Here is a 14,720-nt window from a genome sequence, read left to right on the forward strand (position 1 = left end):
TATAAGCATGGTAACAGGTTATGTGAAGTCCGCAGAAAAATACAAATGGATCGTTATATACACAAAAGCGAAATACGAAGTAACAACAAAGATATATAGAAAATTTGAGCCAACTAAAACCAAGACATGGATTTCTGAAGCTGATCCGAACATTGATTCAGTCGAGTAAACAAAATAACCCTCTTCTCCGGTAAAGAAGGAGGGGGAATTTGCGGTGAAGTTGTCGCGCCTGTCCTTTTAAACTCCCCTAAAACTCCCCCAATTGAAAACATGAGAATACATGGTTTTACAAAGCACTTGAAAACAAACGATTAAATTTATCAACGAAAAGCCTTGATATATAAGGCTTTTAAAACATTTTTAGTTAAAAGTCTACAAATTAATCAGATTATTGTTTATAATAAGAATAGGCTTAAACTTAAATAAGCTTATAAGAATTTGTTATGTTCCTCTATAAGCATACTGGTTATGTAATCGCAACCATTGAAATGTAAGCATTTTCTTAAAGGGGAAAGGGATTGTTTGCATGACTCATTTTAAGTAAGCCGTATGTTTTATATACTCTTTAAAGGGGAATTTTGATTGAAAAGGAGAGGTTGAATATGACAGCAACACGCGGTCTTGAAGGGGTTGTAGCAACAACATCATCTGTAAGCTCTATTATCGACGATACCCTTACATATGTAGGGTACGATATTGACGACTTGACAGAGAATGCAAGTTTTGAAGAAATCATTTATTTGCTGTGGCATCTGCGCCTGCCGAATCAAACGGAACTTGCTGAACTGAAAAAACAGCTTGCGAAAGAAGCTGCCGTTCCACAAGAAATCATTGAGCACTTCAAATCCTATCCCCTCAATAACGTACATCCAATGGCTGCGCTCCGGACGGCGATTTCATTACTCGGTCTGACTGACAGTGAAGCCGATGTCATGAATCCGGAAGCGAACTACAGAAAAGCCATCCGTCTGCAGGCGAAAGTGCCGGGCATTGTCGCCGCTTTCTCAAGAATCCGCAAAGGACTTGATCCTGTTGAACCGAAGGAAGAGTATGGAATCGCGGAGAACTTCCTTTACACCTTAAACGGTGAAGAGCCTTCTCCGATCGAAGTGGAAGCGTTTAACAAAGCGCTCATTCTTCATGCGGATCATGAGCTGAATGCATCAACATTTACGGCGAGAGTATGTGTCGCCACCTTATCTGATATTTACTCAGGCATCACTGCCGCCATCGGCGCTTTAAAAGGACCGCTTCACGGCGGAGCCAATGAAGCCGTCATGAAAATGCTGACAGAAATCGGCGAAGTGGAAAACGCCGAGCCTTATATTCGCAGCAAAATGGAGAAAAAGGAAAAAGTAATGGGCTTCGGACACCGTGTGTATAAGCATGGAGACCCGCGCGCCAAACACTTAAAAGAAATGAGCAAACGCCTGACGAATCTGACGGGTGAAAGCAAATGGTACGAGATGTCAATCCGTGTCGAAGAAATCGTAACGTCGGAGAAAAAACTCCCGCCTAACGTTGATTTCTATTCCGCATCTGTATACCACAGTCTCGGCATTGATCACGATCTGTTCACGCCGATCTTTGCGGTCAGCAGAATGTCAGGATGGATCGCCCATATTCTTGAACAGTACGATAACAACCGCCTCATCCGCCCGCGCGCTGATTACACGGGTCCGGATAAGCAGACTTTTGTTCCGATTGATGAAAGAGCCTGATCAAACGGGAGGCTGGTGATTTTCATGTCGTTAGCCTCTTGTTAATCAAGCCCGGATTGGTTTACAATTTTGATAGAATCTTGAGAAAAGTCATTTTATTTTCTATACAAGAAAAATAAAATGTTTTCTAAATATGAATTACATACTGGGAGGTAATATTGTGTCACAAGGTGAAAAAATTACAGTCTCTAATGGAGTATTAAACGTACCAAATAATCCGATTATCCCGTTTATTGAAGGCGACGGCACAGGCCCTGATATTTGGAACGCCGCTTCTAAAGTATTGGAAGCCGCTGTTGAAAAAGCATATAAAGGCGAGAAAAAAATCACGTGGAAAGAAGTTTATGCCGGTGAAAAGGCTTATAATAAAACAGGTGAGTGGCTTCCTGCCGAAACGCTGGAAGACATCAGAGAGTACTTCATCGCCATCAAAGGTCCTCTGACGACACCGGTCGGCGGCGGTATCCGTTCTCTGAACGTGGCGCTGAGACAGGAGCTTGATTTGTTTACGTGCCTGCGCCCTGTCAGATATTTCACGGGAGTGCCTTCTCCGGTCAAACGTCCTGAAGATACGGATATGGTCATTTTCCGCGAGAATACGGAAGATATTTACGCCGGAATTGAGTATGCGAAAGGTTCTGAAGAAGTTGAAAAGCTGATCAGCTTCCTGCAAAATGAAATGGGTGTTAACAAAATCCGTTTCCCTGAAACGTCAGGAATCGGCATCAAACCTGTTTCTGAAGAAGGCACAAGCCGCTTAGTCAGAGCTGCCATTGAGTATGCGATCGAAAACGGCCGTAAGTCTGTCACGCTTGTCCACAAAGGAAACATCATGAAGTTCACTGAAGGGGCATTTAAAAACTGGGGCTACGAGCTTGCCGAAAGAGAATACGGAGATAAAGTATTCACTTGGGCTGAATATGACCGCATTGTCGAAAAAGACGGAAAAGAAGCGGCTGATAAAGCGCAGAGCGAAGCGGAAGCGGCAGGAAAAATCATCGTCAAAGACAGCATCGCTGATATTTTCCTTCAGCAGATCTTAACCCGTCCGAGCGAATTCGACGTCGTGGCGACAATGAACTTAAACGGAGACTATATCTCTGATGCGCTTGCCGCTCAGGTAGGCGGAATCGGAATCGCGCCGGGAGCGAACATCAACTATGAAACAGGGCATGCGATTTTCGAAGCGACTCACGGAACGGCTCCTAAATATGCCGGCCTTGACAAAGTCAACCCGTCATCCGTCATCCTTTCAGGAGTGCTTCTTCTTGAACACCTGAACTGGAATGAGGCTGCCGACTTGATCATTAAATCTATGGAAAAAACGATTGCTTCAAAAGTAGTAACGTACGATTTTGCCAGATTAATGGACGGTGCAACTGAAGTGAAATGTTCAGAGTTTGGTGAAGAGCTAATCAAAAACATGGACTGAACCTAAAGCAGACTTCTAATGAAGCCAAAAAAGGAGAAGAGAATCATGGGAAAAACACGCAGTAAAGTTTCTGTTATCGGAGCAGGATTTACGGGAGCGACAACAGCCTTTCTTACAGCTCAAAAAGAGCTTGCGGACGTTGTGCTCGTTGATATTCCGCAATTAGAAAACCCGACAAAAGGAAAAGCGCTAGACATGCTCGAAGCAAGTCCGGTCCAAGGATTTGACGCGAAAATCACAGGCACGTCCAACTACGAGGACACAGCCGGTTCTGATATCGTCGTCATCACAGCCGGAATTGCGAGAAAACCGGGCATGAGCCGTGATGATCTCGTATCTACAAACGAAAAAATCATGAGAAGCGTCACACGTGAGATCGTGAAATATTCTCCTGACTGCATTATCGTTGTATTGACAAACCCTGTTGATGCGATGACGTATGCGGTGTACAAAGAATCAGGCTTCCCGAAAGAACGCGTCATCGGACAATCCGGAGTGCTTGACACTGCGCGATTCAGAACATTCGTCGCTGAAGAATTAAACCTGTCTGTAAAAGATGTGACCGGTTTTGTTCTTGGCGGACACGGTGACGACATGGTTCCTCTCGTCCGTTATTCCTATGCGGGCGGCATTCCGCTTGAAACGCTTATCCCGAAAGACCGTCTTGATGCGATTGTAGAACGCACAAGAAAAGGCGGCGGGGAAATCGTCAACCTTCTCGGAAACGGAAGCGCCTACTACGCGCCTGCTGCGTCACTGACTGAAATGGTAGAAGCCATTTTGAAAGATCAGCGCCGCGTGCTTCCGACCATCGCTTACTTAGAAGGCGAATACGGTCATGAAGGCATTTACTTAGGCGTACCGACGATTATCGGAGGAAACGGCCTAGAGCAAATCATCGAGCTTGAACTGACAGACTATGAAAAAGCGCAGCTGAGTAAATCAGTTGAATCTGTCAAAAACGTGATGAAAGTATTGTCATAAGAAAAAAGGGAAGGCTTCCGAATCAGAAGCCTTCCTCTTTTTACAATTAATGAAAGCGTTTTCTTTTTCCCTGAGCGATCCTTTCTCTGAAAATGATCAAAAAGGCGAATTGTCTGAACGGGCAGTATTGGATAAAATGAAATCATAAAGTGATATGCAACACATAAAATAGAGAAAATTGGATGTCGGGGAAAATAGACAGCGGAGGGCGCAGCATGAACAAAAAAATTTTAGTTGTAGATGATGAACAATCTATCGTTACTCTTTTACAGTATAATCTGGAACGGTCCGGCTATGATGTCATCACCGCATCAGACGGCGAAGAGGCTCTGGAGCAGGCAGAGAATGAAAATCCGGATTTAATCGTACTGGATGTCATGCTGCCGAAAGTGGACGGAATCGACGTCTGTAAACAGCTCAGACAGCAGAAAATGATGGTTCCGATCTTGATGCTGACAGCAAAAGATGAGGAGTTTGATAAAGTGCTGGGACTGGAGCTCGGAGCGGATGATTACATGACAAAGCCGTTCAGTCCGCGGGAAGTCACTGCGCGGGTGAAAGCCATTTTAAGAAGGGCTGACATTTCTTCGCTGTCACAAGGCAGAGAAGAGGAAAAGGACGGGCAGATTCTCATCGGCGAGCTGAAAATTCTTCCGGAGCATTACGAAGCGTACTTTAAGTCAGAACAGCTGGAACTGACGCCTAAAGAATTTGAACTGCTTCTGTATTTGGGAAAACATAAGGGAAGAGTGCTGACGAGAGATCTTCTGCTGAGCGCGGTCTGGAACTATGATTTTGCCGGGGATACCCGGATTGTTGACGTTCATATCAGCCATCTGCGCGACAAAATCGAATCAAATACCAAAAAACCCATCTATATTAAAACAATCAGAGGTTTGGGGTATAAACTGGAGGAGCCAAAAATGAATGAATAAAGTCCGTGTGCGTCTGTTCGCTTTACTCGTTGTATGTATCATATTGGTTTTCAGTGTTCTCGGCCTTTTTTTACAGCAGCTTATTTCTTCATCCGCTGAAGAAAGAACGGCGGATCAGCTGAAAAAGGAATCGGTATACATAGCGGGCCTTCTTGACACCGGCCGAATCGGCAATAAAAGCAATGAAACGGTAATCCGTGACGCCGGCCGCACCCTCGGTATAAACGTCGCCGTGCTCAACGAGAAGGGTGACGCCGTATATCATTCCGGCAGTCATGCTGATGATTCAGCCGTAAAGGAGTTCATTTCTCACAATAAAAGTGAGGAAGCCGTACAGTCGAAAAGCAAAGTCATCCGCGGCACTGCCGTAAAAAATGGCGCCGGGAAAATTGCGGGGTATGTACTCGTTTCCTCTGAGATCAACGGCGGTTCAAGCGTTGCCGGAGAAATGTGGGGCATGCTGGCAGCAAGTCTTTGTACCGCTTTTATCATTATCGTTTTCTTTTATACAAACATGACGTCCCGTTACAAAAAATCAATCGACGCCGCGACAAAGGTGGCGACGGAGCTGTCCAAAGGGAATTACGACGCCCGCTCCTACAGCGGCTACGCAAGGCGGTCGGACCGTCTTGGGCGTGCGATGAACAGCCTGGCGGTCGATTTAATGGAAATGACGAGAACGCAGGATATGCAGCGCGATCGTCTGTTAACCGTTATTGAAAATATCGGATCCGGTTTGATTTTAATAGACGGGAGAGGTTTTATCAATCTCGTGAACCGGTCATATACGAAGCAGTTTCATACAAAGCCTGAACGTCTGCTTCGGCGCCTTTACCATGATGCGTTTGAACATGAGGAGATCATTCGGCTTGTCGAAGACATTTTTATGACAGAGACGAAAAAATGCCAGCTGCTCAGACTTCCCATCAATATTGAGCGGCGCTACTTTGAAGTTGACGGCGTTCCGATCATGGGCCCCGACGATGAATGGAAGGGCATCGTCCTCGTCTTTCACGATATGACGGAAATTAAAAAATTGGAGCAGATGAGAAAGGACTTCGTCGCCAATGTCTCCCATGAACTGAAAACACCGATCACCTCGATTAAAGGATTTACGGAAACACTGTTAGACGGAGCGATGAAAGACGAAAAGGCGCTTTCAGACTTTCTGTCTATCATTCTGAAAGAAAGTGAGCGGCTCCAATCTCTCGTGCAGGATTTATTGGATTTATCCAAGATGGAGCAGCAAAACTTTACGATGCGCGTAGAGTCCTTTGACGCTGCAAAAATTCTGCATGAAATTGAAGCGCTTTTGCGGCATAAGGCTGAGGAAAAAGGCATCAGCTTTCAGCTCGATCTCCCGGAAGAGCCGATTTTTGTGACGGGTGACGCGCACAGGCTGAAGCAGGTATTTTTGAATCTGGCGAACAATGCCCTGACCTACACGCCTGAAAAAGGGACGGTGGGGATTTCGGTACATGTGAAAGAAACCGTTGTCGATATCAAAGTGTCCGATACGGGAATCGGCATTCAGAAGGAAGAGATCCCGCGGATATTTGAGAGATTCTACCGCGTGGATAAAGACAGAAGCCGCAACTCGGGAGGAACCGGGCTCGGCCTCGCCATCGTGAAGCACTTAATAGAAGCCCATGAAGGTAAAATCGAGGTCACAAGCGAGCCGGGACAGGGCACTGTATTTACCGTGACGCTGAAGCGGCAGCCGGAAGCGTGATCAGCTTTACAAAGGATTAACAATTTCTTCATGACCTGTTAAACCTATCTTGTTAGGATATAACAGAACCCCTTCATCCAAGGAGCCAATTTTGACGGCGGGAACGTGTTTTCTTGTTCCCGTCCTTTTTTGCGTTTTCACGGGGTTCGCTCATTTTCCTTTCAAATTGAACTTTGTTAAAATAAGAGAAGCTGTGAGATTAAAAAATAGAGGAATGACGAGCTTTTGCTCTTAGGAGGATATTGAATGACGGAACGAAAAAAATTAGTGCTTGTCGACGGAAACAGTCTGGCATACCGGGCGTTTTTTGCATTGCCGCTTTTAAGCAATGAAAAAGGCATTCATACAAATGCCGTATACGGGTTTGCGATGATTTTAATGAAAATGCTGGAAGATGAAAAGCCGACCCACATGCTGGTGGCTTTTGATGCGGGAAAAACCACTTTCCGCCACAGCACGTTTAAAGAATATAAAGGCGGAAGACAAAAAACGCCGCCGGAGCTTTCAGAACAGATGCCGTTCATCCGCGAGCTCCTTGATGCCTACAAAATCAGCCGCTACGAGCTTCCTGAATATGAAGCGGACGATATTATCGGCACCCTTGCCGTATCTGCTGAAAAAGAAGGCTTCGAAGTAAAGGTAGTGTCGGGGGACAAGGACTTAACCCAGCTTGCAACCGGGAAAACGACCGTTGCCATTACGAGAAAAGGCATTACCGACGTGGAAGATTACACGCCGGAGCACGTGCAGGAAAAGTACGGTCTGACCCCTTTGCAAATCATTGATATGAAGGGATTAATGGGGGATTCATCCGATAACATACCGGGCGTCCCCGGCGTCGGAGAAAAAACCGCGATTAAGCTCTTAAAGCAGTTCCATTCGGTTGAGAAACTGCTTGATTCCATTGATGAAGTCAGCGGAAAAAAATTAAAAGAAAAGCTTGAAGAATATAAGGAGCAAGCCCTGATGAGCAAAGAGCTGGCGACGATTATGACAAATGCGCCGATTGAAGTCAAGCCCGAAGATTTAGATTACAAAGGGTTTGACCGTGAACAAGTTGTTGCCATTTTTAAAGAACTCGGTTTTAATACGCTTCTTGAGCGGCTCGGTGAAGAAAGCGGGGAAACGGCGGAAGAAAATTTTGAAGACATCAATGTCGAAACGGCAGAAGAAATCACCGAAGATATGCTCGTTTCGCCGTCCGCTTTGGTCGTCGAACAAATCGGTGATAACTATCACGAAGAACCGATCCTCGGCTTTTCCATCGTGAATGAAACAGGTCTTTATTATATTCCGAAAGAAATCGCCATTCAGTCTGAAGCTTTTAAATCTTGGGCTGAAGATGAATCGATGAAAAAGTGGGTGTTCGACAGCAAACGTTCCGTCGTCGCTTTGCGCTGGCAGGGAATTGAGCTGAAGGGAACGGAATTTGACGCGCTTCTTGCTGCCTACATTATAAACCCGGGCAATTCGTACGACGATGTCGCGAGCGTAGCGAAAGAATACGGGCTGAATATCGTTTCAAAAGATGAAGCGGTATACGGAAAAGGCGCAAAGCGCGCCGTTCCGGCTGAAAAAGAGCTTGCCGATCATCTCGCGCGGAAAGCGTCTGCCGTTAACAGCCTTCGTGACAAACTGCTGCACGCGCTGGAAGAAAATAATCAGCTTGAATTATATGAAGATCTCGAACTCCCGCTTGCGCTTATTCTTGGAGAAATGGAATCAATGGGCGTCAAAGTGGATGTTGAAAGACTGAAGCGAATGGGCGAAGAGCTCAAGGCAAAGCTGAAAGAATATGAAGAAAAAATCCATGACATCGCCGGTGAGCCGTTTAACATCAATTCACCAAAACAGCTCGGCGTCATTCTGTTTGAAAAACTCGGCCTGCCGCCAGTAAAGAAAACAAAAACAGGCTATTCCACTTCAGCCGATGTGCTTGAGAAGCTCGCCGACAAACATGATATCGTCGCTTATATCCTGCAATACAGACAAATCGGCAAGCTTCAATCGACTTATATAGAAGGGCTGCTGAAGGTCACGCGCAAGGATTCTCATAAGGTGCATACACGATTCAATCAGGCGTTGACTCAAACCGGACGCCTCAGCTCAACGGACCCGAACCTGCAAAATATTCCGATCCGGCTGGAGGAAGGGCGGAAAATCCGTCAGGCTTTCGTACCGTCCGAACCGGACTGGCTTATTTTCGCCGCCGATTATTCACAAATTGAATTAAGGGTGCTTGCGCATATTTCAAAAGATGAAAATCTGATCGAAGCGTTTACGAATGACATGGACATTCACACAAAAACCGCCATGGACGTGTTTCATGTCAGTGAAGATGAAGTGACACAAGCGATGCGCCGCCAGGCAAAGGCCGTCAATTTCGGCATTGTTTACGGCATCAGTGATTACGGGCTGTCACAAAACCTCGGCATCACCCGGAAGGAAGCGGGCGCTTTTATAGACCGCTATTTGGAGAGCTTCCCTGGCGTCAAGGCATATATGGAAGAATCGGTACAGGAAGCGAAGCAAAAAGGATATGTCACGACACTTATGCAGCGCCGCCGCTATATTCCTGAGCTGACAAGCCGCAACTTCAACCTGCGGAGCTTTGCGGAACGGACGGCCATGAATACGCCGATTCAGGGAAGCGCCGCCGATATTATTAAAAAAGCCATGATTGACATGGCAGCTGAGCTAAAAGAGAAAAACCTGAAGGCACGACTGCTGCTTCAGGTGCACGATGAATTGATTTTTGAAGCGCCTAAGGAAGAAATTGAAATATTAGAGAAGCTGGTTCCTGAAGTGATGGAGCATGCTTTGGCATTAGACGTGCCGCTGAAGGCGGATTATGCTTCAGGGCCGTCTTGGTACGATGCAAAATAAACAGAGAAAAAGGAAGTGATGATTGTGCCGGAATTACCAGAAGTTGAAACGGTCCGGCGCACTCTGACCGGTCTTGTGAAGGGGAAAACGATTGAATCGGCGGATATCAGATGGCCGAATATCATCAAAAAACCCGCCGAGCCGGAGGAATTCGCGCGGCAGATTGCAGGAGAAACAATCCGATCCATCGGAAGAAGGGGAAAGTTTTTGCTTTTCCATCTGGATCATTATGTCATGGTGTCCCACCTGCGGATGGAGGGGAAATACGGTCTTTATCAGGCCGATGAGCCTGACGATAAACATGTGCACGTCGTGTTTCACATGACGGACGGAACACAGCTCCGCTACCGGGATGTCCGGAAATTCGGCACGATGCATTTGTTTGCGCCGGGAGAGGAATTGAATGCATTACCGCTTTCACAGCTCGGGCCCGAACCCGATGATGAAGCATTTACCGCTGCTTATTTAAAAGAGCGGCTTGCAAAAACGAACCGCGCGGTGAAAACAGCCCTGCTCGATCAAAAAGCGGTCGTCGGCCTCGGCAATATTTATGTCGATGAAGCTTTATTCCGGGCGCGTATTCATCCTGAGACAAAAGCGAACAGTCTGTCAGACGGGCAGATAAAAACGCTTCATACAGAAATTAAAGACACCCTTCAGGAAGCAATTGACGCGGGCGGGAGCACCGTCCGGTCTTATATCAATTCTCAAGGGGAAATCGGAATGTTTCAGCTCAAACATTACGTATACGGCAAAAAGGATGAGCCGTGCAAAACGTGCGGCACGATGATTTCTAAAATCGTGGTCGGCGGAAGGGGGACGCATTTTTGCGCCCGCTGCCAAAAAAAATCATAAACTGAAGCTGTACAAGCAGGCGGCAGCAGAATGACTTTTTTCTAACACAGTTGATGACCTTTCTCCATATATATATTGTGATTCACCCAATAGGCATATGTCACAATTGCCGATCAAGAGAAAGGGAGAAACGGATATGGAGATTGTTTCTTTGCTGCTTTTGGCTTTTGCTGTCAGCTTGGACAGTTTTTCAGTCGGGTTTACGTATGGTTTGAGAAAAATGAAAATCCCGTTCAAAGCGATTGCCGTGATCGCTTGCTGTTCAGCCTCTGTGATGTTTATATCCATGCTGATCGGCCATTTTCTGACAAAGATTTTTCCCGTATCCGTCACGGAAAAACTGGGCGGGCTGATCTTAATCGGAATCGGGGCATGGGTCATCTGGCAATTTTTCAAACCGGCTAAAGAGCCGGATTACTTATTGCATGAAAAAACGCTACTTAATCTTGAAGTGAAATCGCTCGGCATCGTCATTCACATTTTGAAAAAACCGACCAGCGCCGATATTGATCAATCCGGAACCATTAACGGAGTCGAGGCGCTTCTGCTCGGTATCGCCTTATCCATTGACGCGTTTGGCGCCGGACTGGGAGCGGCCATTCTCGGCTTTTCTCCGGTTATGATGAGCGTGACTGTCGGGCTGATGAGCTCGCTGTTTGTTTCACTCGGCATAAACGCGGGGCATTTGCTTTCAAGATGGAATTGGATAGATAAAATGACATTTTTGCCGGGAGTCCTGCTGATTATCATCGGGATTTGGAAAATGTAAGAAGGAGTGGGCTTTTTGAGCTTGGTCATCGGTTTAACGGGAGGCATCGCAAGCGGCAAAAGCACGGTAGCGCGTATGCTGATCGACAAAAAAATAACAGTCATTGATGCGGATGTCATCGCAAAACAGGCGGTGGAAAAAGGAATGCCGGCTTACGGACAAATTGTGGAAGCATTCGGAAAAGACATCCTGCTGGAAAATGGCGATATTGACAGAAAAAAACTCGGTTCTATCGTTTTCACTGACGAACAGAAGCGTCTGAAGCTGAATCAGATCGTTCATCCGGCGGTACGTGCGGAAATGCTGAAACAGCGGGATGAAGCCGTTGCGCGAAAAGAGCAGTTCGTCGTTTTGGATATACCGCTTTTGTATGAAAGCGGGCTTGATTATCTTGTCGGCAAGGTGCTCGTCGTCACCGTACCGGCAGACATTCAGCTCAAACGGCTGATGGAGCGGAATTCCCTTACAGAAGAAGAAGCGATGAGCCGGATAACGTCGCAAATGCCTTTAGCGGACAAAACAAAAAAAGCTGACGCCGTCATTGATAACAGCGGCAGTCTTGAATATACAAAGCACCAGCTTGAGGAAGTATTGAGCGGCTGGGCATAAACAAACACCGTTCGGAAAGCCGAACGGTGTTTTTCTGGTTAAAAATCAAAATTGTCAGGGTCAGGACCGACACGGAGATTTTCGTTCAGATCATCAATCCGCTTCATATCGTCAGCTGACAGTTCGAAATCAAAGACATTTGCATTTTCTTCAATACGGTGTTTTTTAGTTGATTTCGGAATGGTGATGACACCGTTCTGTAAATCCCAGCGCAAAATCACTTGAGCGGCTGATTTGCCGTACTTCTCAGCGATCTCCTGTAAGACGGGATGATCAAGCAGCTGCCCTTGCATCAATGGCGACCACGCTTCAAGCTGAATGCCTTGTTCAGTGCAGAAAGCAAGCAGTTCTTTCTGTGTCAGACGCGGGTGGTACTCCACCTGGTTGATCATCGGCTTGATTTCCGTTTCTTTCATGAGATGTTTCAGATGGTGAATTTGGAAATTGCTGACCCCGATCGCCTTAATGCGTCCATCCCTGTAGAGGGTTTCGAGCGCCCGCCACGCATCGATGTACTTTCCTTCGACAGGCCAATGGATCAAATATAAATCCAAATAATCTAAACCGAGTTTTTCTAAGCTTGTGTCAAACGCTTTTAACGTTTCTTCATATCCTAAATCGGCATTCCACACTTTTGACGTGACAAAAATGTCTTCACGTTTTAATCCCGCTTCTTGCAGCCCTTGGCGGATGCCTTCGCCGACACCTTCTTCATTTCCGTAAATCGCGGCGGTATCAACGCTGCGATAGCCGTGCACCAATGCCGTTTTCACCGCGTTGACGAGTTCCGCGCCTTCCTCTACTTTGAAAACGCCGATGCCGAACCAAGGCATCTCTACTCCGTTATGCAATGTTGCTTTTGCTTGTAAATGTGTTGTCATGTATATATTCCTCCTATTAGTTGTCTGTTGAAACAATCAAAATGCGCTGAAGAAAAACTCACCTCCTTTCAAGGGCAGTGCGATCCCGCTTTTCAAGCTTCCTGCTCCATCCGGTTAATACGACGGCGCTGAGCACCATCAGCGCCCCGATCCAAGCGGTATGAATGATTCCGATTGAGTCTGTAATGATTCCGCCGGCAAACGAGCCGATCGCGATCCCGGCATTGAATGCCGCGATATTTAAGGCTGATGCTGTATCAACGGCGCTTGGCGCAAAACGTTCACTCAGCATCACGACATATACCTGAAGCCCCGGCACATTCATAAACGCCAACAGCCCCATGAAAATAATGGTGATCAGCCCGGCTGTTTTAAACGGCGCGGTAAAAGTCAGAACAAACAGCACAGCAGCCTGGACAATGAACATATAAAACAAGGCTTTCAGCGGATTCCGGTTTGATAAACGGCCGCCAATCATGTTTCCGATGGCAATCGCAATTCCGTAAATGAGCAGGATGGCCGCGACGGTTTCTTTCTGGAAACCGGTTACCTCCTGAAGAAGCGGAGATAAATACGTAAACACGACAAACGTTCCGCCGTAGCCTAACGCGGTAATAATAAATAAAAGCAATAACCGGCCGTTTGTGACGAGTTTGACCTGCTCGGAAAATGCGGTTTTCGTTCCTTTGCGCAAATGTGACGGAACGAGAAGCGCGTTTGTGAGGAATGCGATGATTCCTACTGCCACAATGACGGCAAATGCGATTCTCCATCCGAATTGCTGGCCGAGATAGGTGCCGAACGGAACGCCGGTCACCGTAGCCACCGTCAGCCCCGTAAACATGATAGAAATCGCGCTTGCTCTTTTATGCTCCGGCACGATATTGGCGGCGATTGTTGCCCCGATTGACATGAAAATGCCGTGGGAAAAAGCCGAAATAACCCGTGCCGCCAGTAATATGCCGATTGAGGAAGCGCTCGCTGCGAGTGTATTTCCGGCGATAAAAATTAACATCACCCAGAGCAGCAGCGTTTTCCGCGACATGCCGGATGTGAGAGACGTTAAAACCGGCGCGCCGAATGTCACGCCCAGAGCATACATGGAAACGGTAAGTCCCGCCGTTGTCACAGGTATATGCAGATCTTGAGATATAAGCGGCAGCAGCCCGACGCTGATAAATTCGGTTGTGCCGATCGCAAAAGCGCTGACGGCTAATGCCAGCAGTGCTGGTAAATAGCTTTGGCGATGTGAAGACATCTGTTTTCCTCCTTGAACGATAATGTATGGTTGAAATGATGCCGGGTAAACGATATAAGTATAAGAGTACATTCCTTTTCAGCCGGCAAATGTCATTATGATCGATAGAAGTGTCATTGAAAAGAACGTACTTTTAAGTGCCATAGGCACTTTTTAGTTCCTATAGATGAGGAGGAATTACCGTTGCTGAAGAAAAAATACAATATATCCGTAGAGGCGGCGCTTGAAGTGATCGGCGGAAAATGGAAGTGTGTGATCCTCTGCCACCTCATGCGCGGGAAAAAACGGACAAGCGAATTGAAACGGCTTATGCCGGACATCACCCAGAAGATGCTGACACAGCAATTGCGGGAGCTGGAAGCTGACGGCGTCATCAATCGGATCGTATACAATCAGGTGCCGCCGAAAGTGGAATACGAGCTGAGTGAATACGGGCACAGTCTGGAGAGAATTTTAAACGCGCTGTGTGACTGGGGCGCGATGCATATTGCTAAACGGTACGGCGAGGTGTCTTCCGTTTTAGAGGACAGCATTTTAAATGACAAATTCAAAGAACCGGGACAAATATAAGAAAAAAGCAGGCAGCCTGAGACGCTGATCCTGCTTTTTTTATGGAAGAAAGATCATTTTATATGCAAAAAAACCGATTGAACAACAT

12 protein-coding genes are annotated in these 14,720 nt (G+C 46.6%); 10 read left to right on the forward strand and 2 right to left on the reverse strand.

Going from position 1 to position 14,720, the window contains the following annotated elements; all coding sequences use genetic code 11:
* The first annotated feature begins 602 nt into the window (after positions 1–602).
* The 9 genes from citZ to coaE all read left to right on the forward strand — a co-directional run bounded on the left by citZ (position 603) and on the right by coaE (position 11,923).
* Positions 603–1,721, forward strand: a complete 1,119-nt coding sequence (citZ, locus tag OQ477_RS00980) for a citrate synthase (RefSeq protein WP_265971116.1) — start codon at positions 603–605, stop codon at positions 1,719–1,721.
* A gap of 160 nt (positions 1,722–1,881) precedes the next feature.
* Positions 1,882–3,153, forward strand: a complete 1,272-nt coding sequence (icd, locus tag OQ477_RS00985) for an NADP-dependent isocitrate dehydrogenase (protein ID WP_003152454.1) — start codon at positions 1,882–1,884, stop codon at positions 3,151–3,153.
* Between the two features lie 45 nt (positions 3,154–3,198).
* Entirely contained in the window at positions 3,199–4,137 is a 939-nt protein-coding gene (mdh, locus tag OQ477_RS00990; protein ID WP_003152455.1) for a malate dehydrogenase, read from the forward strand.
* 215 nt (positions 4,138–4,352) lie between these two features.
* Complete coding sequence (locus tag OQ477_RS00995; protein ID WP_014418615.1) at positions 4,353–5,072, forward strand: response regulator transcription factor; 720 nt, start codon at positions 4,353–4,355, stop codon at positions 5,070–5,072.
* A complete protein-coding gene (pnpS, locus tag OQ477_RS01000; RefSeq protein ID WP_265971117.1) occupies positions 5,065–6,804 on the forward strand; it encodes a two-component system histidine kinase PnpS in 1,740 nt (579 codons plus the stop codon). The genes OQ477_RS00995 and pnpS overlap by 8 nt, the downstream gene beginning before the upstream one ends.
* A gap of 246 nt (positions 6,805–7,050) precedes the next feature.
* Positions 7,051–9,690, forward strand: coding sequence for a DNA polymerase I (polA, locus tag OQ477_RS01005; RefSeq protein ID WP_265971118.1), 2,640 nt, complete (start codon positions 7,051–7,053; stop codon positions 9,688–9,690).
* 24 nt (positions 9,691–9,714) lie between these two features.
* Positions 9,715–10,545: a DNA-formamidopyrimidine glycosylase gene (mutM, locus tag OQ477_RS01010; RefSeq protein ID WP_265971120.1), complete on the forward strand. Its 831-nt coding sequence runs from the start codon at positions 9,715–9,717 to the stop codon at positions 10,543–10,545.
* Positions 10,546–10,681: 136 nt separating this feature from the next.
* Positions 10,682–11,314, forward strand: coding sequence for a sporulation membrane protein YtaF (gene ytaF, locus OQ477_RS01015; protein ID WP_003152461.1), 633 nt, complete (start codon positions 10,682–10,684; stop codon positions 11,312–11,314).
* A gap of 15 nt (positions 11,315–11,329) precedes the next feature.
* Entirely contained in the window at positions 11,330–11,923 is a 594-nt protein-coding gene (coaE, locus tag OQ477_RS01020) for a dephospho-CoA kinase (protein ID WP_032873708.1), read from the forward strand.
* A 38-nt stretch (positions 11,924–11,961) separates the two neighbouring features.
* Here the strand turns inward: coaE and OQ477_RS01025 are convergent, their stop codons facing one another.
* Both OQ477_RS01025 and OQ477_RS01030 read right to left on the reverse strand, forming a co-directional pair.
* Positions 11,962–12,804 carry an aldo/keto reductase gene (locus OQ477_RS01025; RefSeq protein WP_003152464.1) on the reverse strand — a complete coding sequence of 281 codons (843 nt, stop codon included), beginning with the start codon at positions 12,802–12,804 and terminating at the stop codon, positions 11,962–11,964.
* A 58-nt stretch (positions 12,805–12,862) separates the two neighbouring features.
* Positions 12,863–14,062, reverse strand: a complete 1,200-nt coding sequence (locus tag OQ477_RS01030; protein WP_265971124.1) for an MFS transporter — start codon at positions 14,060–14,062, stop codon at positions 12,863–12,865.
* Positions 14,063–14,245: 183 nt separating this feature from the next.
* On the opposite strand from OQ477_RS01030, the gene OQ477_RS01035 reads away from it, so the two are divergent.
* Entirely contained in the window at positions 14,246–14,632 is a 387-nt protein-coding gene (locus OQ477_RS01035; protein WP_003152469.1) for a winged helix-turn-helix transcriptional regulator, read from the forward strand.
* Positions 14,633–14,720: the final 88 nt, after the last annotated feature.

Source organism: Bacillus sp. ChL18, assembly GCF_026241425.1.
Classification (GTDB): domain Bacteria; phylum Bacillota; class Bacilli; order Bacillales; family Bacillaceae; genus Bacillus; species Bacillus velezensis.

Excerpts from the sequence above, each read along its gene's own strand:
- citZ (WP_265971116.1), top strand. The coding sequence starts at position 603 with ATGACAGCAACACGCGGTCTTGAAGGGGTTGTAGCAACAACATCATCT.
- mdh (WP_003152455.1), top strand. The coding sequence starts at position 3,199 with ATGGGAAAAACACGCAGTAAAGTTTCTGTTATCGGAGCAGGATTTACG.
- OQ477_RS00995 (WP_014418615.1), top strand. The coding sequence starts at position 4,353 with ATGAACAAAAAAATTTTAGTTGTAGATGATGAACAATCTATCGTTACT.
- pnpS (WP_265971117.1), top strand. The coding sequence starts at position 5,065 with ATGAATAAAGTCCGTGTGCGTCTGTTCGCTTTACTCGTTGTATGTATC.
- polA (WP_265971118.1), top strand. The coding sequence starts at position 7,051 with ATGACGGAACGAAAAAAATTAGTGCTTGTCGACGGAAACAGTCTGGCA.
- ytaF (WP_003152461.1), top strand. The coding sequence starts at position 10,682 with ATGGAGATTGTTTCTTTGCTGCTTTTGGCTTTTGCTGTCAGCTTGGAC.
- OQ477_RS01025 (WP_003152464.1), bottom strand. The coding sequence starts at position 12,804 with ATGACAACACATTTACAAGCAAAAGCAACATTGCATAACGGAGTAGAG.
- OQ477_RS01030 (WP_265971124.1), bottom strand. The coding sequence starts at position 14,062 with ATGTCTTCACATCGCCAAAGCTATTTACCAGCACTGCTGGCATTAGCC.